We start from the raw sequence: 25,302 nt of genomic DNA, 5'->3' as shown, positions 1-25,302 counted from the left end.
AGGCTGGTGCGGGCTGACGGGACATGCCCATCTGATGGATGTTGCGGAAATTATGCGCCGCCCGGTAGGCGTACGGATGCGTGTGGACATCAGGGGGCATCGGGAAGTCCGGCCACGGCCGTCGGCGAGCCGTGCGCGTCCAGCGCGATCATCACGAAGCGCGCCTGCGTGCACACGCGGCGGTCGCCGCTGAGCAGGTCCTCGGCCGTCAGCGTCACCTCGACCTGCATCGAGCTGCGGCCGACGCCGGCGACGTGCGCGCGCAATTCGACCAGCTGGCCCTGGCGCACCGGCACGTGGAAGTCGGCCTGCTCGGAACGGCCGGTGACCACGGTCCGGCGCGCGTAGCGCGAAGCGGCGATGAAGGCGGCCTTGTCCATCCACGCCAGCGCCTGGCCGCCGAACAGCGTCCCGAGGTGGTTGGTGTGGTGCGGGAACACCATCTCCATCAGCACCGCCTCGCGCGGTGCTGCATCGGTATCGGTGGCAGCCATGCTCAGAACGCCACGTCGAAGGCGACCTCGCCCTCGACGCCGACCTGATAGGCCGACACGCGGCGCTCGAAGAAGTTGGTCACTTCCTGCACGTCCTGCAGATCCATGAAGTCGAACGGATTGGCGACCCCGTACTTCGGCGTCATGCCGAGCTGACGCAGGCGCTGGTCGGCGACGTATTCGAGGTACTGGCGCATGTCCTTCAGCGACAGGCCGGCGACGCCGCCGGCGAGCACGTCTTCGGCGAACTGCGTTTCGCAGGCGATGGCCTCCTCCAGCATTGTTTCGACGTCGGCCTGCATGGTTTCGTCGAACAGGTCCGGCTCTTCCTTGCGCACCTGCTCGATCACGGCGAAGGCGAAGGCCATGTGGCCCGATTCGTCGCGGAACACCCAGTTGGTGCCGCCGGCCAGGCCGTGCAGCAGGCCGCGCGCGCGGAAGTGGTAGACGTAGGCGAAGGCGGCGAAGAAGAACAGGCCCTCGATGCAGGCCGCGAAGCAGATCAGGTTGAGCAGGAACTGGCGGCGATGTTCGCGCGTCTCCAGGCGATCCAGCTGCTGCACCGAATCCATCCACTTGAAACAGAAGTCGCCCTTGGCGCGGATCGATGGGATGGTCTCGATGGCGGCGAACGCCTTGTGACGCGCCTCCGGATCGGGCAGGTAGGTGTCGAGCAGGGTCAGGTAGAACTGCACGTGCAGCGCTTCCTCGTACAGCTGGCGCGACAGGAACATGCGCGCTTCGGGCGCGTTGATGTGCTGGTACAGGTTCAGCACCAGATTGTTGGAAACGATGGTGTCGCCGGTGGCGAAGAAGGCGATCAGGCGCTCGACCAGGTGGCGGTCGGCGTCGCTCATCTTTTGCTTGAGGTCGGCGGTGTCCATGCCGAAGTCGACTTCCTCGACGGTCCAGGTATTGCGGATCGCGGCGCGGTACATCTCGTAGAACTGCGGGTAGCGCATCGGCCGCAGGGTCAATGCGAAGCCGGGGTCGAGCAGGCGGGATGAAGGGTTCATGGGCATTCCTTGTGCGTGCGTGTCGGTCGACCCGAGGCGGGTGCCGCGTTCGTGCGGCAGGCGTCGTCCATGCGCATCCGTGCCGTCGGGTCGTCCGTGATGCCGCATCCGTGCGGCGGGTTCGTCCATGGCTACGAAGGGGTCAGACGGAGGCGTCGGTCACTGGCAGGCCTCGCAGTACTCCGGGTTCTCCAGCGAGCAGACCACGGCGGCGTTGTCGTCCGGCTTTGTCTGCGCGGCGGTGTGGCCGACGGTGGTCTGCGCGATGCGCGTGGCCGGGCGTGAGCGCAGGTAGTAGGTGGTCTTGATGCCGGCCTTCCAGGCGTACATGTACATCGACGACAGCTGGCCGATGTTGGGGTTCTCCATGAACAGGTTCAGCGACTGGCTCTGGTCGATGTAGGCGCCGCGTGCGGCGGCGTGGTCGATCAGCGCCTTCTGCGGCAGTTCCCACGCGGTACGGTAGATGCGGCGCAGCGGTTCGGGGATGGCCGCGATGCCTTGGATCGAACCCTCGGCGCGCTTGATGGCGTCGCGCACTTCGGCAGTCCACAGGCCCAGCGTCTTCAGCTCCTCGACGAGGTGGCGGTTGACCACCACGAAGTCGCCCGACAGCGTCTCGCGCTTGAACAGGTTGGACACCTGCGGCTCGATGCATTCGTAGCAGCCGCAGATCGAGGCGATGGTGGCGGTCGGCGCGATGGCGATCAGCAGCGAGTTGCGCAGGCCGGTGTGCCGGATGGTTTCGCGCAGGGTCTGCCAGCGCTCGGCGTCGTGCGGCGCGGCGTCCGTCCAGTGGTCGAACTGCAGCTGGCCGCGCGCCGCGCGGGTGTCGGCGAAGGCCGGGTGCGCGCCGAGCTCGGCGGCCAGTTCGCTGGAGGTGTCCAGGGCGTGGAAGTAGATGTCCTCGGCGATGCGCGCCGACAGCGCGCAGGCCTCGTCGCTGTCGAACGGCAGGCGCAGGCGGAAGAATACGTCCTGCAGGCCCATCACGCCCAGGCCCACCGGACGCCACTTCATATTCGCCGCGCGCGCGGTGTCGATGGGGTAGAAGTTCAGGTCGATCACGCGGTCGAGCTGGCGCACGGCCAGACGCACGGTGTCGGCCAGCTTGTCGAAGTTGAACGACCAGCGACCGTCGTCGTCGCGCGCGAGGTGGCGCGACAGGTTGATCGAGCCGAGGTTGCACACCGCGGTCTCATCGTTGGACGTGACTTCCAGAATCTCGGTGCACAGGTTGGACAGGTGTACCGTGTTCCCGGCCACGGCGGTCTGGTTGCAGGTGGCGTTGGCGCGGTCCTTGAAGGTTATCCAGCCGTTGCCGGTCTGCGCCAGCGTGCGCAGCATGCGCGTGTACAGCTCGCGTGCGGGCAGGGTGCGCACGGCCAGGCCGTCGGCCTCGGCCTTGCGGTAGGCGGCGTCGAAGTCGTCGCCGTGCAGGTCGACCAGCTGCGGCACGGTCTTGGGGTCGAACAGCGACCAGTCCGCGCCGGCCTCGACGCGACGCATGAACTCGTCGCAGATCCAGTTGGCGAGGTTGAGGTTGTGCGTGCGACGGGCGTCGTCGCCGGTGTTGTCGCGCAGTTCCAGGAATTCCTCGATGTCGGCGTGCCACGGTTCCAGGTACACGCAGGCCGCGCCCTTGCGGCGGCCGCCCTGGTTGACCGCGGCGACCGAGGCGTCGAGCGTCTTCAGCCACGGCACCAGGCCGTTGGAGTGGCCGTTGGTGCCGCGGATCAGCGAGCCGCGCGAGCGGATGCGGGAGTAGGCCAGGCCGATGCCGCCGGCGAACTTGGACAGCTTGGCGACGTCGGCGTACTTGTCGTAGATCGCTTCCAGCGTGTCCGCGGGCGAGTCGAGCAGGAAGCACGAGGACAGCTGTTCGTGCCGCGTGCCGGCGTTGAACAGCGTCGGCGAGCTGGGGATGTAGTCGAGCGAGGAAAACAGGCCGTACAGCGCCAGCGTCTCGCCCATGTCGCCGCCGCCCAGCGCGCAGGCGATGCGCATGAAGAAGTACGGCGGGCTCTCGATCACGTGGCGCGCTTCGGGATGGCGCAGCAGGTAGCGGTCGTAGACGGTGCGTAGGCCGAAGTACTCGAAGCGGCGCGTGGCGTCGTGGTCGATGGCGTCGTCGAGCTTGCGCGCGTTGGCGGCGACGAAGGTCTGCAGGCGCTCGTTGATCAGACCCAGCTCGGCGCCGCGCGCGACCGATTGCGAGAACGACTGGATGTCCTGGCCGCGCACTTCCTTGTCGATGGTGGCGGCCAGCAGGCGCGCGGCGAGCTGGCCGTATTCGGGTTCCTCGGCGGTCAGCGCGGCGGCGGTGCGGATGGACAACTCGTCCAGTTCGCGGGTGCTGGCGCCGTCGTACAGGCCGCCGATGGTCTTGTGCGCGACGCGCATCGGGTCGACGGCGTGCAGGCCGTCGGCACAGCGCTGCACCGCGCGCACGATCTTGTTGACGTCGACCGGCTCGTGCGCGCCGTTGCGCTTGGCGACGTGCATCTGTGCGGCGTTGTGCGCCGGCGTCAGGCGGAAGGATTCGTCCGTGCCGCGCGCGGCGGTGGACGGCGAAAATGCGGGTGGGACGGACGCGTCGGCAGACGCCGCGTCCACGGGCGATGAAGCCGTTTCCGGCAGGGTGTCGAGTGGATCCATGGCGGACCTCCGGATGGGTGGACCCGCCGCGCCGATCTGGGATAGCGCGACGGGTCCGTGACTCAAACGCCTGCTCCCTCGCGCAGGGCCTGAGGGTGTCGCCATGCGGATCACGCTCGCCAACGGACCGGCGGACCGGTCCCTTCAGCGACGCGCCTCCCCGCGGAAGCGGTCACCCGCACCAGGCGGCTTCTAGGTTCGGTCCCTCGCATCTCACGGACTGCGACGGCCGGACGGCCTGGCGTGTCGGCAGGTCTTCGGGCTTGCGGCTCGAGTCGTGCGACTCACCTACTGGCCTTCGCTTCCCGGGTACAGCGACCCAGTGCGCGGGAGTGATCCCATCAAGGCGTTCGATACCGCTTACCGCTGCGGGGCAGCTCCGGATTCACACCGGATTCCCTATTGTGTCCGCCGCGAGGCGAACACCGACGAACCCAAGATATGGGGTTTTGCGGGGTGGGTCAACGCGAAATATGGAGATGCTTCGCAAATCAGACAGTTGCCGTTCCGGGTCGTGATCCGTGCTGCATGGCGCTTGTGCGCGACGCGCGCGGGCGCTACGCTGCGCCCTCGTTTCGGGTGTCCTGCGGCGTGTTCGCGACGCGGGATGAAACGGGAAGCCGGTGTGAATCCGGCGCTGCCCCCGCAACGGTGAGTGCGCGACGGCATCGATGGATGCCGCGGCGTGACCTTCCGCCACTGTGCTTCGCGGCATGGGAAGGCGGTCACGCCGGGTCCGAGGTTGGAGGATCCGCCACAAGCCCGGAGACCGGCCCGATACGTGCGACTGCGGCTTGCGCCGCGGCGCATTGTCCGGTGGCTTCGCGGAGGGCGAAGGCGGATCGAGCCGCGCCCGTTCCGGGTTTCCGCGTCCGTCCGTTTTCTCTTCCTCGTGTCGCCTTCATCCGCACCATGCCGTCGCGCGGGGCGCACGGCGAGGAGACGTTGCATGTACATCAAGATTCCGGGCGCGCCGTTCGCGTTTCTGACCCTGCTGACGGCATCGGCCGCTGCGACGGCTGCATCGCCGATGCCCGCTTCCAGCGATCTGAAACCGGTGGTGGTCACCGCCACCCGTACCGACGTGTCGCTGGACGATACGCTGGCGCCGGTCACCGTGCTCACTCGCGACGACATCGCACGCCTGCAGCCGACCTCGCTGGTCGGGTTGCTGGAAGGTCTGCCGGGCGTGAGCCTGGCCAATTCGGGCGGCATCGGTCAGCAGACATCGCTGTTCCTGCGCGGCACCAGTTCGACCCACACGCTGGTGCTGATCGACGGCGTGCGCGTCGGTTCGGTTAGTGCCGGGCTGGCTGCGTTCGAGCAGATTCCGGTCGACCAGATCGAGCGCATCGAGGTCGTGCGCGGCCCGCGTTCGTCGCTGTACGGCGCCGACGCCATCGGCGGCGTGATCCAGATCTTCACCCGCCACGGCCAGGCCGGCGAGGGCATCACGCCGTCGTTCCGCCTCACTGGCGGCGGGCACGGCTATCGCGACGGCCAGGTCGGTCTGTCCGGCGGCACGCGGCACGCCTGGTACAACCTCAGCGTCGGCGGCACCTACACGCGCGGCATCAACAGCTGCAAGCAAGGCGCCGGCACCGTGTTCGCCGGTTGCTTCACCAACGAGCCGGACGCCGACGGCTACCGCTCCTGGAACGGCCTGTTCAACGCCGGCTACCGCTGGGACAACGGCACCGAACTGGCCGGCAACTTCCTGCGCAACAAGAGCTACGTCGAATACGACGGCAGCTACCAGAACCAGAGCCGCCACGTGCAGCAGGTGGCCGGCGCGCGTCTGCGCCTGCAGCCGACCGCGGCCTGGACGGTCACGCTGACCGCGGGCCAGAGCCTGGACAAGGCCAGCAACTACAAGAACGGCACGTTCGTCGGCTACGGCGATTCGCGGCGCAACCAGTTCGGCTGGCAGAACGACATTGCGCTGGGCGACGGCCAGTTGTTGACCGTCGGTCTCGACGATCAGCACGAGCACATCGACAGCGACACCGCCTACCTGCGTACCGCGCGCGAGGACGTCGGCGCGTACGCGCAGTACCAGGCCAGCTTCGGCGCCAACGAAGTGCAGATCAGCGGTCGCCGTGACCACAACCAGCAGTTCGGCAACCACAACACCGGCGCGCTGGCCTGGGGCTATCACTTCGACGGCGGTCTGCTGCTGACAGCGTCGTACGGCACGGCGTTCCACGCGCCGACCTTCAACGACCTGTACTACCCGTCGTATCCGGGCTTCCCGCCGAGCGCCGATCCGAATCTGAAGCCGGAGAAGTCGCGCAACGTCGAGCTGGGTCTGGGCGCGGTGCACACGCACTGGCACTGGCGCGTGGACGCCTACCGCAACACCATCCGCGACCTGATCGCGCTGGACAGCCACTTCACGCCAGGCAACATCAGCCGCGCGCGTATCCGCGGCGCCGAGGCGCAGGTCGGCGGCGACGTCGGCGCCTGGCGCGTGGCCGGCTACGCGACCTGGCTGCAGCCGGAGAACCGTGACGGCGGACCGAACGACGGAAACTGGCTGCCGCGCCGCGCCGGACGCAGCGCACGCATCGACCTGGATCGCACGTTCGGCGCGTTCTCGGTCGGGACCACGGTGTCGGCCTACGGCCACCGCTACGACGATGCGGCCAACCTGCATCGCCTGGGCGGTTACACCACGGTCGATCTGCGCGCCAGCTGGCAGTTCCGTCCGCGCTGGCAGTTGCAGGCGCGCCTGGCCAATGCGCTCGACCGCGATTACGAGACGGTCTACTACTTCAATCAGCCCGGCCGCACGGCGTACTTGACGCTACGCTACACGCCTTCACGCTGATCCACGCAGGCGGGCGCGGCGCTTGATCGGCGTCGCGCCCGCGTCGATAGTGGAGCCATGACCGTCATCGCGCCCCTGAAACTGCACGCCGATCTCGATTTGCGCGCCTGCGTGGACGCGTTCGCGCTGCCGTGGACGCCTTCGCCCGCGGCCGGCGTCGAGCGGCGCCTGATCGAGCGTGATGGCGCCGAGGCCGCGCGCGCCACCTCGCTGGTGCGCTACGCGCCCGATTCACGCTTTCCCTCGCACACGCATCCGCGCGGCGAGGAGATTTTGGTGCTGGAGGGCACCTTCGGCGACGAGTTCGGCGACTATCCGCCCGGCACGTACCTGCGCAATCCGCCAGGTTCCAGCCACGCGCCGCGCACCGACGAAGGCTGCACGATCTTCGTCAAGCTGCGGCACATGCACCCGCTGGAATCCGAGCGGGTCGTCGTTGACACTGCCGAACGCCCTTGGTGCGCGAGTGCCGTGCGCGGACTGGAGATCATGCCGCTGGGCGGTTTCCGTGGTGAGCGCGCTGCGCTTGTACGGCTGGCGTCCGGCACGCGCGTGCCGCTGCGCCGACATGCGGGCGGCTGCGAACTGCTAGTGCTGGGCGGCGCACTGCGGGACGACGATGGCACCTATCCGGCCGGCACCTGGCTGCGGCTTCCGCGCGGCTCGCGGCAGTCGGTGTCCAGCGACAAGGGCTGCACGGTCTTCGTGAAGGCCGGTCACCTGCGTTGAGCGCGCATCAGTCGGGGCGATGCGGCAGCGCCAGATAGTCCTGGCTCTGCATCTCGATCAGGCGCGATTCGGTGCGTCCGAATTCGGCGCGTAGGCGGTCGCCCTCGTACAGGTCGATGATCGGTGCGGCGGCCGACAGCACCAGCTTCACGTGGCGGTCGTAGAACTCGTCGACCAGATGGATGAAGCGCCGCGCCGGATCGTTGTTGTACAGACCGAAGATCGGCACGTTGCCGATGACCACGGCGGGGAAGCGCCGCGCGAGCTCGATGTAGTCGTCGTTGCCGCGCGGGCCGTCGCACAGCGCGTCGAAGTCGAACCAGGCGATGTTGTCGGCGCGGCGCTGCACGGCGATCGGGCGGTCGTTGATGCGCAGTTCGCCGCCCTCGGCGACGACGCCCTCGGCGTAATCGGCGAAGATGCGCTGCAGCACGTGACTGGCCTCGGGACCGGGCGGCGTCTGGTAGATCGGCGCCTGTTCCAGCGCGCGCAGGCGCCAGTCGTGGCCCGAGGTCATCTCCAGCACCCGGCAGTGCTGCTCGATCTGGCGGATGGCGGGCATGAAGCGCGCGCGCTGCAGACCGTCGGCGTAGAGGTTCGCCGGCGCGGTGTTGGAGGTGGTGACCAGCGCCACGCCACGCGCGAACAGGCCGCGTAGCAGGCCGCCGAGGATCATCGCGTCGCCGATGTCGTCGACGATGAACTCGTCCAGGCACAGCACGCGGGCACGCGCGGCGAGGTCGGCGGCGACCTGCTGCAGCGGGTCGCTCTGCTGGCGCTTTTCGTGCTCGCGCAGGGCCTCGTGGACTTCGCGCATGAAACGATGGAAATGTCGTCGCAACGCCACGCCCTGCGGCAGGCCGGCGACGAACAGGTCCATCAGAAAGGTCTTGCCACGGCCGACACGGCCCCACAGGTACAGGCCGTCGGGCGCGTCCGGCACATCGTTGTTCAGCAGCGAGCGCAGGCGGCCGAGTACGCCGCGTTCAGGACGCGGGCGTGCGCAGAGTGCGTCGTGCAGCCGGTCGAACTCGACCAGCGCGGCTTGCTGGGACGGATCGCTCTCCCAGCGATGCGCGGCCACGCCTTCGCGGTAGCGTTGGCTGGGACGGATCGCGTGGTCGGCGTCTGCGTGCGGCGCCGGATCGAACTCAGGCATCGCGCTCGCTCGGCAGCCAGCTGCGCACGCCGTTCTTGATCGCGCCGCGCAGGTCCATCAGACGGCGGTGGAAGAAGTGGCTGGTTTCGGGCATGCGTACCAGGTTGGGCGCGGGCTTCAACTTTTCCGCCCAGTCGAACACGGCGTCCGGATCGACCACCTCGTCTTCTTCGCCCTGGACGATGAGCCAGGGGCAGGCGGGCATCTCGAAGCCTTCGAAGTCCCAGCGCCCGACCGGTGGCGCCACGGTGATCAGTGCGTCGGCGCCCAGGCGCGCGGCATTGCGCAGCGCCACGTAGCTGCCGAAGGAGAAGCCGGCCAGCCAGATTGCATCGTCGGTGCGGCGGCTGCGCACCCAGTCGACCACGGCGGCCAGGTCGTCGCCCTCGCCGATGCCTTCGTCGTACTCGCCCTCCGACGCGCCGACGCCACGGAAGTTGAAGCGCACGGTGGCCAGACCCGATTCGCGCAGGCTGCGCTCGAGCATGGTCACGACCTTGTTGTGCATGGTGCCGCCGTGCTGCGGATGCGGGTGGCAGATAATGGCCACACCGCGGCGCGCACTGCTTTCCGGCAGGTCGACGGCCACTTCGAGCCGGCCGACGGGACCGCGCAGCGCGAAGCTGCACGCCGCGTCCGGAAACGTCTCGGGTGCGGGGGATAGGGTGGTTTCGGTCATCGCAACATCATAACCGCGCCGTTGCCCGCGTGCGTGAGGTGGGCGGAGCGCGATTCCACAAGTGTCTGATTGAATTTGATTAATAACCGGGTTCCCGGAGAGCGGCAAGGGTCGCCAGTCATGTTGTGCAAAGCCGCTGCACGCTGCGGTGGAGCGGGTCCGCATACGAAAATGCCGCCCGAAGGCGGCATTTCAAGTCCACGGGCAGGCGCGATGCGCGCCCGCGAAGATTATTTGGACTGGCTGACCATCCACTTCACGGTGGCGGCGACCTGTGCGTCGGACAGCGACGGATTGCCGCCGCGGGCCGGCATGTGGTTGCCGTCCGGGCCGGTGTAGCCCTCTTCGGCATGCTTGATGAGGGTGTCGATGCCCTGGGCGATGCGCGGCGCCCAGTTGGCCTTGTCGCCCAGCTTCGGCGCGCCGGCGACGCCGGCGGTGTGGCAGCTGTGGCACAGGTGACCGTAGATGGTCTTGCCGTCGGTGGTGCCGCCGTAGGCGACCTGTGCGGCGGCGGCCTTGGCGGCAGCGGCCTGCGCGGCCTGCATGGCGGCGAAACCGGACTTGCCGGCGTAGACGCCGCCGACCGGCGCGATACGCTGCTCGGTCACCTGGCGTGCGCCCGGAACGTCATCCTTCGGCGCATCGCTATAGATGTGCCAGGCCAGGAAGATCAGGACCAGCGCAACCAGCACCAGGAAGAAGATGACCATGGAGAACTGACGCAGAAAACTCTGGTCGGATTTGCTGATAGGACCGCTCACTCGTCGTTCCTCATTGTGTTGAATACGGCCGGAGAGCTGCCGGCTCAGCGCATGCAAAGGTTGCGAGTATAGCGGGCCGGGCGGGGTGGAAAAAGCGCACCCGGAAGCGATTCGCCGATGGCTTGTGCCATCAGTCATGTCGCGTCTGTGTCAACTGGCAGTGTTACAGAACGTTTAGGACCTTCTATGCTACGCGCAAGGATGGGCAAGAAGGCCGCTTTGCAGTGCGCGTCGACACCATTTCCGCGGGAGCGGGGAACGGTCCGGCGACGTGTCGTGGCGGACGGACTCATGCAGGGCGCGGATCGAAGCGCGCTGGGCATTTCATAAACGGAGCAATTCCATGTCGCGTTGGAAAATCGCGCTGATCGTCATTGTCGTCATCGTTCTTGCCCTGCTCGGTCTGAGCATGTGCCAACACCGTGCGAAGAACGTCGCAGCGGACGGCAAGAATGGTGCGCCGACGGCGGCCAAGGCAGACGGTCAGAATGGTGACAACGCCCCGGTGCCGGTCACCGTGGTGCCGGTGACCAAGAAGAATGTGCCGGTCTACCTGACCGCGCTGGGCACGGTGCAGGCGCTGAACACCGTCAGCGTGCGCCCGCAGGTGGGCGGCCAGCTGCTGAAGCTGACGTTCGATGAAGGTCACCCGGTGAAGAAGGGACAGGTGATCGCCAAGATCGACCCGCGCACCTACCAGTCCACCTACGATCAGGCCGTGTCCCGGCGGAATCAGGACCGGGCCCAGCTGGCGACCGCGCGCGGCAATCTCAAGCGCAGCGAGGACCTGATCAAGAAGGGCTTCATTTCGCGCCAGGATCTGGATACGCAGCGCAACACCGTGCATCAGCTCGAGGCGGCGGTGGCCGGTGACAACGCCAGCATCCGCGACGCCAAGATCAATCTGGACTACACCGACGTCACCTCGCCGATCGATGGCCTGGCCGGCATCCGCCAGGCCGACCCGGGCAATGTGCTGTCGACCAGCGACACCATCGTGGTGCTGACCCAGGTGCATCCGATCAATGTGCTGTTCACCCTGCCCGAGCAGGATCTGGACCGCGTGCGCCGCGCGCAGGCGGCGCAGGGCAGTCTGCCGGTCACCGCGCTCGATCGCGTCGACAGCCATGTCGTGGCCGATGGCGGCAAGCTGAAGGTCATCAACAACCAGATCGACACCAGCACCGGCACCTTCCAGTTGAAGGCCGAGTTCGCCAACGCCCACAACGAGTTGTGGCCGGGCCAGTTCGTCAATGTGCGCATGCAGGTGAACACGGTCGACAACGGCCTGGTGGTGCCGACGCAGGCGGTGCAGCGCGGCCCGGACGGCGACTACGTATATGTGGTCGGCAAGGACGACACCGTGCAGATGCGTTCGGTCCAGGTTTCGGGCGAGGCCAGCGACACCGAGTCGCTGATCGGCAGCGGACTGAAGCTGGGCGAGCGTGTGGTCACCGAGGGCCAGTTCCGCCTCAAGCCGGGACGCAAGGTCAAGGCCTACAAGCCGGGCGAAGTGCCCAAGGCGCCAACCGCCGAGGAAATCAAGAAGGCGGCGCAGGACAGCGGGCGGCGCCGGCGCTGATCCGGTCGCGCAGAACGTTCATGGACAGGATTTCGTCCCCAATCGCAGGAATCGCATAGCGTGGGCTTCTCTAGCATCTTCATTCGCCGTCCGATCGCCACTTCGCTGCTGATGGCGGCGGTGCTGCTGCTGGGCATCCTCGGCTACCGCGCCCTGCCGGTGTCGGCGCTGCCGGAAATCGACGCGCCGACGCTGGTGGTGACGACGCAGTATCCGGGCGCCAGCGCGCAGACCGTGGCCACCCTGGTGACCACGCCGCTGGAGCGCCAGCTGGGCCAGATCTCCGGCATCGACATGATGAGTTCGGACAGCTCCGCGGGGCTGTCGACCATCGTGCTGCAGTTCAACATGAAGCGCGACATCGACGTCGCCGCGCAGGACGTGCAGTCCGCGCTGCGCGCCGCGAGGCTGCCGGGGGGGTTGCCGTACCAGCCGGTCTACAACCGCGTGAATCCGGCCGATGCGCCGATCATGACCCTGGTGATGACTTCCGACAGCCTGCCGCTGCGCGAGGTCAACAACTACGCCGACTCGATCATCGCGCAGAAGCTGTCGCAGGTATCCGGCGTCGGTCTGGTGTCGATTGCCGGCAACGTCAAGCCGGCGGTGCGCGTGCAGGTCAATCCGGCGCAGCTGGGCAATCTCGGCCTGACCATGGAGGACGTGCGCAGCGCGCTGACCCGCGCCAACGTCAACGCCGCCAAGGGCACCCTCAACGGCGCTACCCAGACCTATTCCATCGGCACCAACGATCAGCTGTCCAGCGCCAAGGAATACGGCGACGTCATCATCAGCTACAAGGACGGCGCGCCGGTGCATCTGCGCGACGTGGCCAAGGTGATCGACGGCGTCGAGAACGACCAGCTGGCGGCCTGGGCGAACGGCAAGCCGGCGGTGCTGCTGGACATCCGTCGCCAGCCCGGCGCCAACATCATCGGTACGGTCGAGCGCATCCACCGGATGATTCCGCAGCTGCGCAGCGTGCTGCCCGACGGCGTGCATCTGGGCGTGTTCGCCGACCGCACGGTGACCATCCGCGCCTCGGTGCGCGATGTGCAGTTCACGTTGATCCTCACCGTGCTGTTGGTAGTCGCGGTGATCTTCGTGTTCCTGCGACGACTGTGGGCGACGGTGATTCCGTCGGTGGCGGTGCCGCTGTCGCTGCTGGGCACGTTCGCGGTGATGTCGTTCACCGGTCTGTCGCTGGACAATCTGTCGCTGATGGCGCTGACCGTGGCCACCGGTTTCGTGGTCGACGATGCGATCGTGATGATCGAGAACATCGTGCGCTACATCGAGCAGGGCAAGGACGGTCCCGAGGCCGCCGAGCTCGGCGCGCGCGAGATCGGTTTCACGGTGCTGTCGCTGACCGTCTCGCTGATCGCGGTGTTCCTGCCGCTGCTGCTGATGCCCGGCGTCACCGGTCGCCTGTTCCATGAATTCGCCTGGGTGCTGACGGCGGCGGTGGCGATCTCGATGCTGGTTTCGCTGACGTTGACGCCGATGATGTGCGCCTACCTGCTGAAGGCCGACGCATTGCCGGAGGGCGACGACGCGCACGAGCGCGCGGCCAAGGCCGGCAAGCGCACCCTGTGGTCGCGCACCGTGGGCCTGTACGAGCGCAGCCTGGACTGGGTGCTGGCCCATCAGCGATTGACCATGCTGGTGTTCGGATTGTCTGTCCTGGTCACGGTCGGCCTGTACATGGCCATCCCCAAGGGCCTGCTGCCGGAGCAGGACACCGGCATGATCACCGGCGTGGTGCAGGCCGACGACAACATCGCCTTCAAGGCGATGGAGCAGCGCACGCGCGCGGTTGCCGACGCGCTGCGCAAGGATCCGGCCGTGTCCGGCGTGGCCGCCTTCATCGGCGCCGGCTCGGTGAATCCGACGCTGAACCAGGGCCAGCTCAGTATCGTGCTGAAGCCGCGCGGCGAGCGCGGCGACCTGCAGAGCGTGGTCGCGCAGCTGCAGAAGGACGTGGCCAATATTCCCGGCGTGGCGCTGTACCTGAAGCCGGTGCAGGACATCACCCTCGACACGCGCGTGGCCGCTACCGAGTATCAGTACGCGATGTCGGACGTGAACAGCGACGAGCTGGCCACCTACGCGGCGAAGATGACCGACGCCATGCGCCAGCTGCCGCAGCTGGCCGATGTCGACAACAACCTGGCCGACAAGGGCCGTGCGCTGCACCTGACCATCGATCGCGAGAAGGCCAGCCGTCTCGGTGTGCCGGTGCAGACCATCGACGACACGCTGTACGACGCCTACGGCCAGCGCCAGATCTCCACCATCTTCACCCAGCTCAACCAGTACCGCGTGGTGCTGGAGGTGGCACCGCAGTTCCGCAACAGCGCCGACCTGCTGAACAAGCTCACCGTGCGCAGCAACGGCAGCGGTGCGCTGACCGGTTCCAACGCGACCAGCTACGGCATGGTGAGGTCGGCCAACTCGTCGACGGCGACCGGTATCGGCCAGTCCAACACCGGCATTCCGCTGGGCAGCGGCGGTAACGTGCCGCTGGCCAGTCTGGTCAGCGCGAAGGTCAACAACGCGCCGCTCATCATCAGCCATCAGAACCAGCTGCCGGCGGTGACCATCTCGTTCAATCTGGCGCCGGGCTACTCGTTGTCCGAGGCTGTGGACGCCATCCACAAGGCCGAGAATCAGCTCAACGCGCCGGCGTCGGTGCAGGCGCAGTTCATCGGCAAGGCGGCCGAATTCTCGTCCTCGGTCGGCGATGAGGTCCTGCTGCTGCTGGCGGCCATCGTGGTGATCTACATCGTGCTGGGCGTGCTCTACGAGAGCTACATCCATCCGCTGACGATCATCTCCACACTGCCGCCGGCGGGCGTCGGCGCGCTGCTGGCATTGATGATCTTCGGCATGAGCCTGTCGGTGGACGGCATCGTCGGCATCATCCTGCTGATCGGCATCGTGAAGAAGAACGCGATCATGATGATCGACTTCGCCATCGAGGCGAAGCGCACCGGCATGAACGCGCACGACGCCATCCGACGCGCCTGTCTGCTGCGTTTCCGGCCGATCATGATGACCACCTTCGCGGCCCTGTTCGGCGCGCTGCCGCTGGCCTTCGGCACAGGCATCGGTTCCGAGCTGCGTCAGCCGCTGGGCGTGTCGATCGTCGGCGGCCTGTTGCTGTCGCAGTTGGTGACGCTGTACACCACGCCGGTGATCTATCTGTACATGGAGCGTTTCGCCGATTGGCTGGCCGCGCGTCGCGAGCGTCATGCGCTGCGTCTGGCCGAGCGGCAGGGAGCGGCGTGACCGGCGGCGATCGAACATGAACATCTCCGCGCCCTTCATTCGCCGCCCCATCGGCACCTCGCTGTTGGCGCTGGGCGTGCTGATCGCCGGCATCGTCTGCTACCGCCTGCTGTCGATCAGCGCGCTGCCGCAGGTGAACTTCCCGGCGATCTTCGTCACCGCCAGCCAACCCGGCGCGGACGCATCGACCATGGCCACGACGGTGGCGGCCCCGCTGGAGCGCCACCTCGGCCAGGTGCCGGGTGTCGAGCGCATGCGCTCGCGCAGTTCCGAAGGCAGCATGTTCGTCATCCTGTTCTTCCAGGGCGGGGTGAACCTGGACCAGGCCGCGCAGCAGGTGCAGGCGGCGATCAACGCGGCGCAGCCGGATCTGCCCTCGGGCCTGACCTCGCCACCGGTCTATCGCAAGGCCAATCCCAACGACGATCCGGTGCTGCAGATCGCGCTGACCTCCGACACCGAGCCGCTGTCGGAACTCTACGACCGCGCCAGCACGCTGCTTGCACCGCGTCTGAGCCAGCTTCCGGGCGTGTCCAACGTCGACGTGTCCGGCAGCGCGCAGCCGGCCGTGCGTGTGGACGTGAACCTGCGCGCGCTGAACGCGATGGGTCTGTCGTCCAATGAACTGCGCAACGCGCTGACCGCGGCCAACGTGACCTCGCCGCTGGGCTTCCTCGACGACGGTCACAGCACCATGGCGGTGACCGCCAACGACCAGCTGCACAATGCCGAGGACTTCGCCAACCTCATCATCGCCGTGCGCAACGGCACGCCGGTGCGCCTGAAAGATGTGGCGCACGTCTACCAGGGGGCCGAAGACAGCTTCCAGGCGGCCTGGTTCAACGGCAAACCGGCCATCGAACTGGACTTGTTCAAGCGTCCGGACGCCAACATCATCGACACCGTCGACAGCATCAAGGCCGCGCTGCCGGGCGTGCGCACGCTGCTGCCACCGGGCACGAAGATGACGCCGTACTACGACGGCACGCCGACCATCCGCGATTCGGTGCGCGAGGTGCAGCTGACCCTGCTGATCAGTCTCGGCATGGTGGTGCTGACCATGGCGCTGTTCCTGCGCCGCCTGGCGCCGACAGTGATCGCCGCCATCGCCATGCCGATGTCGCTGGCCGGCGCGTTCATCGCCATGTATCTGCTGCATTTCACGCTGGACAACCTGTCGCTGCTGGCGCTGGTCATCGCCATCGCCTTCGTGGTTGACGACGCCATCGTCATGATCGAGAACGTCATCCGGCATGTCGATGCGGGCATGCCGCCGCGCGAGGCGGCGCTGAAGGGCGCACGCGAGATCGGCTTCACCATCGTCTCGATCACCGCCTCGCTGGTCGCGGTGTTCATTCCGCTGATGTTCGCGCCCGGCTTCATCGGGCTGTTCTTCAACGAGTTCACCGTCACGTTGGTCGCCGCGATTCTGGTCTCGGCGGTGGTGTCGCTGACGCTGACGCCGTCGCTGTGCGCGGTGTTCCTGCGTCCGACGGCGGCGGCCAAGACCACTCGCGTCGGCCATGTGCTGGAGCGTTTCCACGACGGCATGCTCAACGTCTACCGCGGCTCGCTGCGCTGGGCGTTGCGGCATCCGTTGCTGATGTCGCTGTCACCGCTGATCCTGATCTTCGTCACCGTGTTCCTGTTCGGCCGCATCCACGCCGGCCTGTTCCCGCCGCAGGACACCGGCCTGATCTGGGCCCGCGCCAGCGGCGGCGCCACGCTGTCCTTCGCCGACATGAAGGCGCGCCAGAAACGCATCACACAGATGTTCCTGGCCGATCCCGCGGTGGAGTACGTCGGCGCCAATCTGGGCAGCGGGCGGCACGGCAGCAGTGGCCGATTCAGCATCCAGCTCAAGCCACTGGGCAAGGGGCGGCGCGTTTCGACCCAGCGGGTGGTGGCGCGGCTCAGCGCCAAGGCATCCAAATTCCCGGATCTGGAAGTGCGCATGCGCGCGCACCAGGACCTGTGGAGCGGCGGAGGCGGCGGTACCAGTCAGGGCGCGCAGTACAGCGTCGGCCTGAAGGGCAACGACCTGAAGCAGCTGCAGGTCTGGCTGCCGAAGCTGGTCGACGAATTGAAGAAGAATCCGATCTTCCGCGACGTCGGTTCGGACGTGGACGAATCCGGTCTGCGCCAGAACATCGTCATCGACCGCTCCACGGCCAGCCGCCTTGGCGTCACGCCGGCGGCGGTGGACGATGCGCTGTACAACGCCTTCGGCCAGCGGCAGGTGTCGACGATCTACTCGGATACCAGCGAGTACCAGGTCGTGGTCAATGCCCTGCCCAGTCAAACCGCCACGCCAGCGGCGCTCGATCACGTCTACGTCACCACGACCAACGGCACGATGATCCCGATTTCCGCTGTGGCGCGGCAGGAGCCGGGGCTGGCGCCGACCCAGATCACGCACGAAGACCAGTTCACCACCATGGACCTCAGCTTCAATCTCGCGCCGGGCGTGGGTATGGGCGAGGGCATGGCGGCCGTGCGCAAGACCATTCGCGACATGCGTCTGCCGGGCGACATCCAGCTGAATCTGGGCAGCGGCTTCCGCCGTCTGCAGGAAAGCGCCGCCAGCATGCCGGTGCTGCTGCTGGGCGCGATTCTCGCGGTCTACATCGTGCTGGGCATGCTTTACGAGAGCCTGATCCATCCGATCACCATCGTGTCGACCATTCCCTCGGCGGGCACCGGCGCGCTGGCGGCGCTGCTGCTGGCGCACATGGAGCTGTCGATCGTGGCGATGATGGCGCTGGTGCTGCTGATCGGCCTGGTCAAGAAGAACGCAATCATGATGATCGACTTCGCCCTGGTCGCGCAGCGCGAGCAGGGCATGTCGCCGCGCGACGCCATCTTCGAGGCCTGCATCGTGCGTTTCCGACCGATCATGATGACCACCATGGTGGCGATCCTCGCGGCTCTGCCGCTGGCGATCGGCCTCGGCGCAGGCGCCGAGCTGCGTCGCCCGCTGGGCGTGGCCGTGATCGGCGGCCTGCTCATTTCGCAGAGTCTGACCCTGCTCAGTACACCGGCCATCTACCTCGTCTTCACGTGTCTGTCCGAACGCTGGAAGGGCTTCCGCGCGCGGCGACGCGAACGCCGTCGGCAACGGCGGCTGCGCATGGCCTGAAGGCGCTTGTTGATCCGCGGTCGATCTGCGGCATGGAGTCCGAACCCTGCGCAGGCGTGCCCATTGTGGTGTCTTGCATGGTAGTCGTGCGTGCTTCGCCATGCGCTCGTTCGCGGCCTCGTGCAGAAGACGCCATGGCTGGTCGCTTTGCCCCGCCCGCGCGAAACCGCGACAATGGGCGCTGGCGTGCGTCGCGTCGAATGCTTGCAACGCCCGCATCCGCCCGCATGTCCCTATGCGCATTCGCGCCGTTCCGCGCTACGCGCCGGGTCGCGCCGCCCCCTGAATTCGCAAGAGAGCCCGAGCACTCATGTCCAAGACCCCGAAGATCATCTACACGCTGACCGACGAAGCTCCGTTCCTGGCCACGCAGTCGCTGCTGCCGATCATCGACGCCTTCACCGACACCGCCGGTGTGGCGCTGGAGACGCGTGACATCTCGCTGGCCGGACGCATCCTGGCGCAGTTCCCGGACATGCTGAAGGACGAGCACAAGGTGTCCGACGACTTGACAGAGCTGGGTGAGCTGGCCAAGACGCCGGAAGCCAACATCATCAAGTTGCCCAACATCAGCGCCTCGGTGCCGCAGATCAAGGCGGCGGTGAAGGAGCTGCAGAGCCAGGGCTACGCGCTGCCGGACTACCCGGACGAGCCGAAGACCGACGAGGAGAAGGCGATCCGCGCGCGCTACGACAAGGTCAAGGGCAGTGCGGTGAATCCGGTGCTGCGCGAGGGCAATTCCGACCGCCGCGCACCGAAGTCGGTCAAGGCCTACGCACGCAAGCATCCGCACCGCATGGGCGCGTGGAGCAAGGATTCCAAGACCCACGTCGCGCACATGGACGACGGCGATTTCTACGGCAGCGAGAAGTCCGCCACGATGGTCAAGGCCGGCGCGCTGAAGATCACCCTGCACGGCGCCGACGGCAGCACCACGGTGCTGAAGGAATCGGTGCCGGTGCTGGAAGGCGAGATCGTCGACGGCTCAGTGATGAGCCGCAAGCAGCTGGCGGTCTTCATCGACGCGCAGATCGCCGACGCCAAGGCGTCCGGCGTGCTGTTCTCGGTGCATCTGAAGGCGACCATGATGAAGGTCTCCGATCCGATCATCTTCGGCGTCGTGGTCAACGAGTTCTACAAGGCGGTGCTGGACAAGCACGCCGAGGCGCTCAAGCAGATCGGCTTCAGTGCCAACAACGGCATCGGCGATCTGTACGCGCGCATTGCCTCGCTGCCGGAAGACCAGCAGAACGCCATCAAGGCCGACATCGACGCGCTGTACGCCGAGCGTCCGCCGCTGGCGATGGTCAACTCGGACAAGGGCATCACCAACCTGCACGTGCCCAGCGATGTCATCATCGACGCCTCGATGCCGGCGATGATCCGCGACTCCGGCAAGATGTGGAACGCGCAGGGCGAGCGTCAGGATGCCAAGGCGATCATTCCCGATCGTTCCTATGCCGGCGTCTACCAGGCGGTCATCGAGGACTGCAAGGCGCACGGTGCGTTCGATCCGGCGACCATGGGCAGCGTGCCCAATGTCGGTCTGATGGCGCAGAAGGCCGAGGAATACGGTTCGCACGACAAGACCTTCCAGGTCCCGGCCGATGGCACCGTGAAGGTGACCGATGCCGACGGCAACGTGGTCTTCGAGCACGCCGTCGAGGCTGGCGACATCTGGCGCATGTGCCAGGTCAAGGACGCGCCGGTGCGCGACTGGGTCAAGCTGGCCGTGACCCGCGCCCGCGACAGCGACACGCCGGCGGTGTTCTGGCTGGACGAGAACCGCGCCCACGACGCGCAGCTGATCGCCAAGGTCGAGACCTACCTGAAAGACCACGACACCGACGGTCTGGACATCCAGATTCTGTCGCCGGTCGAGGCCACGAAGCATTCGCTGGCGCGCATTCGCGAAGGCAAGGACACCATTTCGGTGACCGGCAACGTGCTGCGCGACTACCTCACCGACCTGTTCCCGATCATGGAGCTGGGCACCAGCGCCAAGATGCTGTCGATCGTGCCGTTGATGGCCGGCGGCGGCCTGTTCGAGACCGGCGCTGGCGGCAGCGCGCCCAAGCACGTGCAGCAGTTCGTCGAGGAGAACCACCTGCGCTGGGATTCGCTGGGCGAATTCCTGGCCCTGGCGGCCTCGCTGGAGCACCTGGGCAAGACCTACGACAACGCTCGCGCCAAGCTGCTGGCCGATGCGCTGGACAAGGCGACCGGCCAGTTCCTGGATGCCAACCGTTCGCCTTCGCGCAAGGTCGGCGAGCTGGACAACCGCGGCAGCCATTTCTATCTGGCGATGTACTGGGCGCAGGCCCTGGCCGCGCAGGACGACGACGCCGAGATGAAGCAGGTGTTCGGCGCGCTGGCCGAGATGCTGGCGGCGAACGAGCAGGCCATTGTCGACGAGCTGAACGCGGTGCAGGGTCAGCCGGTGGACATGCACGGCTACTACCACGCGGATCTCGACCGCGTCGGTCAGGCCATGCGTCCGAGCAAGACCTTCAACGCCGCGCTGGCGAAGTTGTCGCAATCGGTGTGATCGACGTCCGGTCTGGCCGGGACCGTTGATCCATCATGGAACATCGGCGTCGCGCGGTTCGTGCGGCGCCGATGTCTTTCGACAAGGAGAAACGGCATGCGAATACTGGTGACCGGCAGTGCGGGCCATCTGGGCGAAGCCCTGATGCGCACGTTGCGCGCGGACGGACAGGAGGCTGTGGGCCTGGATCGCGTGGCTTCGCCCTGCACGGACCGTGTCGGTTCCATCGCCGATGCCGCCACCGTGCGCGCGGCGGTCGGCGGCATCGACGTGGTGCTGCACACCGCCACGTTGCACAAGCCGCACATCGCCACGCACACGCGGCAGGATTTCATCGACACCAACATCACCGGCACGCTGAATCTGCTCGATGCCGCGGTCGATGTCGGCGTGCGCGCGTTCGTCTTCACCAGCACCACCAGCAGTTTCGGCGACGCGATGACGCCGCCCCCCGATGCACCGGCGGCGTGGATCACCGAGGACACCGTGCCGCAGCCGAAGAACATCTACGGCGCGACCAAGCTGGCTGCCGAGGATCTGTGCCGGCTGGCGCACCGCAACCAGGGGCTGAATTGTCTGATCCTGCGCACCTCGCGCTTCTTTCCCGAGGCCGACGACCTGCCGGCGTCGCGCGAGACCTTCGCGGACGCCAACCTGAAGGTCAACGAATTCCTGCATCGACGTGTCGCCATCGAGGATGCGGTCGACGCGCATCTGTGCGCCATCGAGCGCGCGCCGCAGCTCGGTTTCGGCCGCTACATCATCAGCGCGACCACGCCGTTCCGGCGTGAGGACGCGGCGGCCCTGCGGCGCGACCCCGCCGCGGTGATGGATCGCCGCGTGCCCGGCTGGCGTGAGGCCTACGCGGCGCTGGACTGGCGCATGGCGCCGTCGCTGGATCGCGTCTACGACAATGCCCGGGCGCGTGAGGCGCTGGGCTGGCAACCGCGCGACGATTTCGCGACCGTGCTCGCGCGGGTGCGCGAGGGTGGCGCGGTGCTGGGCGCCATGGCGCATCGTCTGGGTATCAAGGGCTATCACGGCGATCGCTATCGCGACGGACGCTATCCGGTCGAGCGCGCCTGACCGACAAACGACTGTCGGCATGTGCGGCCATCCCGGTTACGATGAGCGCATCGCGAGCCGCTGCCGGCCGGTAGCGGCCGCCGTCGAAACGCATGGGCGTCGCCGGCGCCGTGCAACGTTCCCTTTTCCGTCTGCGTTGCGCGCGGACGTGCACTTTCCCGAGAGAGGAATCCTCCATGAAATCCAGAGCCGCCGTTGCATGGGAAGCGGGCAAGCCGCTGTCCATCGAGGAAGTCGAAGTCGCCAAGCCGAAGAAGGGCGAGGTGCTGGTGCGCATCGTCGCTACCGGTGTGTGCCACACCGATGCCTACACACTGTCGGGCAAGGATCCGGAAGGCCTGTTCCCGGTGATCCTGGGCCACGAGGGCGGCGGCATCGTCGAGGAAGTCGGCGAGGGCGTGACTTCGCTCAAGCCCGGCGACCACGTGATTCCGCTGTACACGGCCGAATGCGGAAAGTGCAAGTTCTGCCTGTCCGGCAAGACCAACCTGTGCCAGGCGGTGCGCGCCACCCAGGGCAAGGGCGTGATGCCGGACGGCACCTCGCGCTTCTCCCTCGGCGGTAAGCAAATCCTGCACTACATGGGCACCAGCACGTTCTCCGAGTACACCGTGGTGCCGGAGATCTCGCTGGCCAACATTTCCAAGGAAGCGCCGCTGGACAAGGTTTGCCTGCTCGGCTGCGGCATCACCACCGGCATCGGTGCGGTGCTCAACACCGCCAAGGTCGAACCCGGTTCCACCGTGGCCATCTTCGGCATGGGCGGCATCGGCCTGTCGGTGGTGCAGGGTGCGGTCATGGCCAAGGCTTCGCGCATCATCTGCGTCGACCTGAATGCGGACAAGTTCGATATGGCGAAGAAGCTCGGCGCGACCGACTTCGTCAACCCGAAGGACTACCCGGACACGCCGATCCAGGATGTCATCGTCGACATGACCGACGGCGGCGTCGACTACTCGTTCGAGTGCATCGGCAACGTGCACGTGATGCGCTCGGCGCTGGAGTGCTGCCATAAGGGCTGGGGCGAGTCGACCATCATCGGTGTCGCCGGCGCCGGCGAGGAGATCAGCACCCGTCCGTTCCAGCTGGTCACCGGGCGCGTGTGGCGCGGTTCGGCCTTCGGCGGCGTGAAGGGCCGCACGCAGCTGCCCGGCTACGTCGAGCGGTATCTCAAGGGCGAGATCAAGATCGACGAGATGATCACCGAGGTGATGCCGCTGGAGGACATCAATCGCGCTTTCGATCTGATGCACGAGGGCAAGGTGATCCGCTCGGTCATCCGCTACTGAGCCGACGTCTGGACGCCGAATCGCGGACCGCTGCCCCGGACCGCGATTCGGCGATAAGCTGGAGAAGAGGTCCGCTCGGTAGATTGCAGGGGGTGCTGAACGGCGCGCCGGGTGCCTGCGCCGTAGGCAGATCGGAGCGAAATTCGTGTGTGCGCCAGTGGGCAGCAAGCGCTGCGATGCCTTGACGCTTCCGGTCCAGGCCTATGTAATATCGCCTCTTTTCGTGCGCGCGACGCGCGCGCGAGACCCCAATTCACGATTATGGACATCCAGTTCTATGCCTTCGACCGCCGTTCTCATCGACGGGGCGTTCTTTCTCGCCCGTTTCCGCAAGGTCTACACCGATCGCGACGCCAATGATCCGCGCGTCGTGGCCAAGACCGCCTTCACCATGGCCATCGAGCACATCCGCGCGCTGGATCGGCCCAAGGATGCGCTGTTCCGCATCTTTTTCTACGACTGCGAGCCGCTGGACAAGGTGTTCCAGCGTCCGGTGAGCGGCAACGAGATCGACTTCGGCGACAGCGGCATGGCGCATTTCCGCTGGGACCTGCACGATAACTTGCGTCGCCAGCGCAAGATGGCGTTGCGTCTGGGTCGTCTGAGCGATCGTGGCGGCGAGTGGCAGCTCAAGCGCGCCGCGTTGCAGAGCCTGCGCGAAGGCGCGCTGTCGTGGGACGATCTGCGCGACGATCACTACGAACTGGACATGCGCCAGACCCAGGTCGACGTGAAGATCGGCATCGACATCGCCTCGATGGCGTACAAGCGCCAGGTCGACCAGATCGTGCTGGTGGCCGGCGACGCCGATTTCATTCCGGCCGCCAAACTGGCCCGCCGCGAGGGCATCGACTTCATCCTCGATCCGATGTGGCAGGGTATCGCCGCCGAATTGAACGAGCACGTCGACGGCCTGCAGTCGGTCTGTCCGCGGCCCTACTGAATTTGCGTCATGTAGCGCGTGCGCGCCGGAGTGTGCGCATTGCGGCATGGTAATCTGCGGCGGGGGCCGGGGTGGAACGACGTCGTCGAGGGATACGTCATGAAGAAACTTTGGATTCTGGGCCTGGCGGCCCTGCTCGCCGCCTGCGGCTCCGCGCAGCAGGGCGCGTCGTCCGACAGCCCGGCCTCATCGGCCTCTGCGGCCGGGTCGGCGCAGGCGTCCAACGCCTCGGCCATGGCCGACGATCAACCGAATCAGATCGTGCCGCCGACCACGGCCAGCCAGATGTCGGCCCAGCGTATCCGCGCCGTGCTCGCCGGCGCCTGGCGCCCGGCCACGGACAAGGCGCGCGACACTTATCGCCATCCGCTGCAGACGCTGCAGTTCTTCGGCATTCGCCCCGATCTGACGGTGATCGAGATCACCCCGGGCGGCGGTTGGTACGCGCGCATCCTGGCGCCGCTGCTGCGTGACAACGGCCAGTACATCGCCGCCGAATTCATGCCGTCCTCCAGTGACGAGGCGAAGCAGGACGACGACACGCTCAAGGCGCTGTTCGCCTCGGCGCCGAAGGTGTTCGGCAAGGCGCGCGTGATCCGCATGGATCCGAAGACGCCGAATCTGGGCACGCCCGGTTCGGTGGACATGGTCCTGACCTTCCGCAACGCGCACAACTGGGTGCAGGCCGGCACCGCCGAAGCCATGTTCAAGGCGTTCTACGACGTGCTCAAGCCGGGCGGCACGCTTGGGGTGGTCGACCATCGCGCCGCGCCCGACGTCACGCTGGCCTCGGTCCGGGGCAGCGGCTACCTGCCGCAGGACTACGTGATCAAGCTGGCCGAGCAGGCCGGTTTCAAACTCGACGCGAAGAGCGACGTCAACGCCAACCCGAAGGACACCAAGGATTATCCCAAGGGCGTGTGGACGCTGCCGCCGACGCTGGCCATGGGCGATCAGGACAAGGCCAAGTACCAGGCCATCGGCGAGTCGGACCGCATGACGCTGCGCTTCGTCAAGCCGGTGCTGCCGGCCGCGACGTCTTCCGCGCAATGAGTCGGCTGCGGCGACGGAGTATGGCGCGCCCGCACGAAGGGT

At 66.9% G+C, this 25,302-nt stretch carries 16 protein-coding genes and 2 riboswitches; of the genes, 10 read left to right on the top strand and 6 right to left on the bottom strand.

The window, feature by feature from the left end; all coding sequences use genetic code 11:
- Positions 1-89: 89 nt before the first annotated feature.
- From HF690_RS06720 to HF690_RS06710, 3 genes are all read right to left on the bottom strand, one after another.
- On the bottom strand, positions 90-494 hold the full coding sequence (locus tag HF690_RS06720; protein WP_113064064.1) for an acyl-CoA thioesterase: 405 nt from the start codon (positions 492-494) through the stop codon (positions 90-92).
- A 2-nt stretch (positions 495-496) separates the two neighbouring features.
- Positions 497-1,510, bottom strand: coding sequence for a ribonucleotide-diphosphate reductase subunit beta (locus HF690_RS06715; protein WP_425495903.1), 1,014 nt, complete (start codon positions 1,508-1,510; stop codon positions 497-499).
- Positions 1,511-1,669: 159 nt separating this feature from the next.
- Positions 1,670-4,168, bottom strand: a complete 2,499-nt coding sequence (locus HF690_RS06710; protein ID WP_168608897.1) for a ribonucleoside-diphosphate reductase subunit alpha — start codon at positions 4,166-4,168, stop codon at positions 1,670-1,672.
- Between the two features lie 231 nt (positions 4,169-4,399).
- A riboswitch (cobalamin riboswitch) is annotated at positions 4,400-4,613 on the bottom strand.
- Between the two features lie 115 nt (positions 4,614-4,728).
- Positions 4,729-4,960, top strand: a riboswitch (cobalamin riboswitch).
- A 157-nt stretch (positions 4,961-5,117) separates the two neighbouring features.
- On the opposite strand from HF690_RS06710, the gene btuB reads away from it, so the two are divergent.
- Together btuB and HF690_RS06700 are read left to right on the top strand one after the other, a co-directional pair.
- Positions 5,118-6,998, top strand: a complete 1,881-nt coding sequence (gene btuB / locus HF690_RS06705; protein ID WP_168608896.1) for a TonB-dependent vitamin B12 receptor — start codon at positions 5,118-5,120, stop codon at positions 6,996-6,998.
- Positions 6,999-7,055: 57 nt separating this feature from the next.
- The gene (locus tag HF690_RS06700; RefSeq protein WP_168608895.1) at positions 7,056-7,727 is read left to right on the top strand and encodes a cupin domain-containing protein; all 672 of its coding nucleotides are present in this window, start codon (positions 7,056-7,058) and stop codon (positions 7,725-7,727) included.
- Positions 7,728-7,734: 7 nt separating this feature from the next.
- On the opposite strand, the gene zapE is transcribed toward HF690_RS06700, so the two are convergent.
- From zapE to HF690_RS06685, 3 genes are all read right to left on the bottom strand, one after another.
- Positions 7,735-8,886: a cell division protein ZapE gene (gene zapE, locus HF690_RS06695; protein WP_168608894.1), complete on the bottom strand. Its 1,152-nt coding sequence runs from the start codon at positions 8,884-8,886 to the stop codon at positions 7,735-7,737.
- On the bottom strand, positions 8,879-9,565 hold the full coding sequence (locus tag HF690_RS06690) for an alpha/beta hydrolase (RefSeq protein ID WP_113064069.1): 687 nt from the start codon (positions 9,563-9,565) through the stop codon (positions 8,879-8,881). Before HF690_RS06690 ends, zapE begins: the two co-directional genes overlap by 8 nt.
- 230 nt (positions 9,566-9,795) lie before the next feature.
- Positions 9,796-10,317 carry a c-type cytochrome gene (locus HF690_RS06685; protein WP_425495904.1) on the bottom strand — a complete coding sequence of 174 codons (522 nt, stop codon included), beginning with the start codon at positions 10,315-10,317 and terminating at the stop codon, positions 9,796-9,798.
- A 355-nt stretch (positions 10,318-10,672) separates the two neighbouring features.
- Between HF690_RS06685 and HF690_RS06680 the strand changes: the two genes are divergently transcribed.
- From HF690_RS06680 to HF690_RS06645, 8 genes are all read left to right on the top strand, one after another.
- Positions 10,673-11,911, top strand: a complete 1,239-nt coding sequence (locus tag HF690_RS06680) for an efflux RND transporter periplasmic adaptor subunit (protein ID WP_113064070.1) — start codon at positions 10,673-10,675, stop codon at positions 11,909-11,911.
- Positions 11,912-11,971: 60 nt separating this feature from the next.
- The gene (locus HF690_RS06675; RefSeq protein WP_113064071.1) at positions 11,972-15,202 is read left to right on the top strand and encodes an efflux RND transporter permease subunit; all 3,231 of its coding nucleotides are present in this window, start codon (positions 11,972-11,974) and stop codon (positions 15,200-15,202) included.
- Positions 15,203-15,218: 16 nt separating this feature from the next.
- Complete coding sequence (locus HF690_RS06670) at positions 15,219-18,341, top strand: efflux RND transporter permease subunit (protein ID WP_168608893.1); 3,123 nt, start codon at positions 15,219-15,221, stop codon at positions 18,339-18,341.
- A 310-nt stretch (positions 18,342-18,651) separates the two neighbouring features.
- Positions 18,652-20,889 carry an NADP-dependent isocitrate dehydrogenase gene (locus HF690_RS06665; protein ID WP_168608892.1) on the top strand — a complete coding sequence of 746 codons (2,238 nt, stop codon included), beginning with the start codon at positions 18,652-18,654 and terminating at the stop codon, positions 20,887-20,889.
- Between the two features lie 96 nt (positions 20,890-20,985).
- The gene (locus HF690_RS06660) at positions 20,986-21,975 is read left to right on the top strand and encodes an NAD-dependent epimerase/dehydratase family protein (protein WP_168608891.1); all 990 of its coding nucleotides are present in this window, start codon (positions 20,986-20,988) and stop codon (positions 21,973-21,975) included.
- Positions 21,976-22,151: 176 nt separating this feature from the next.
- Positions 22,152-23,264, top strand: a complete 1,113-nt coding sequence (locus tag HF690_RS06655) for an S-(hydroxymethyl)glutathione dehydrogenase/class III alcohol dehydrogenase (RefSeq protein ID WP_113064074.1) — start codon at positions 22,152-22,154, stop codon at positions 23,262-23,264.
- Positions 23,265-23,541: 277 nt separating this feature from the next.
- Entirely contained in the window at positions 23,542-24,207 is a 666-nt protein-coding gene (locus HF690_RS06650) for an NYN domain-containing protein (RefSeq protein WP_113064075.1), read from the top strand.
- Between the two features lie 234 nt (positions 24,208-24,441).
- Positions 24,442-25,260 carry a class I SAM-dependent methyltransferase gene (locus HF690_RS06645; protein ID WP_240151667.1) on the top strand — a complete coding sequence of 273 codons (819 nt, stop codon included), beginning with the start codon at positions 24,442-24,444 and terminating at the stop codon, positions 25,258-25,260.
- Positions 25,261-25,302: the final 42 nt, after the last annotated feature.

It is taken from the genome of Oleiagrimonas citrea, assembly GCF_012395255.1.
Taxonomy (GTDB): Bacteria; Pseudomonadota; Gammaproteobacteria; order Xanthomonadales; family Rhodanobacteraceae; genus Oleiagrimonas; species Oleiagrimonas citrea.
This window is presented reverse-complemented; position numbering and strand designations above follow the sequence as displayed.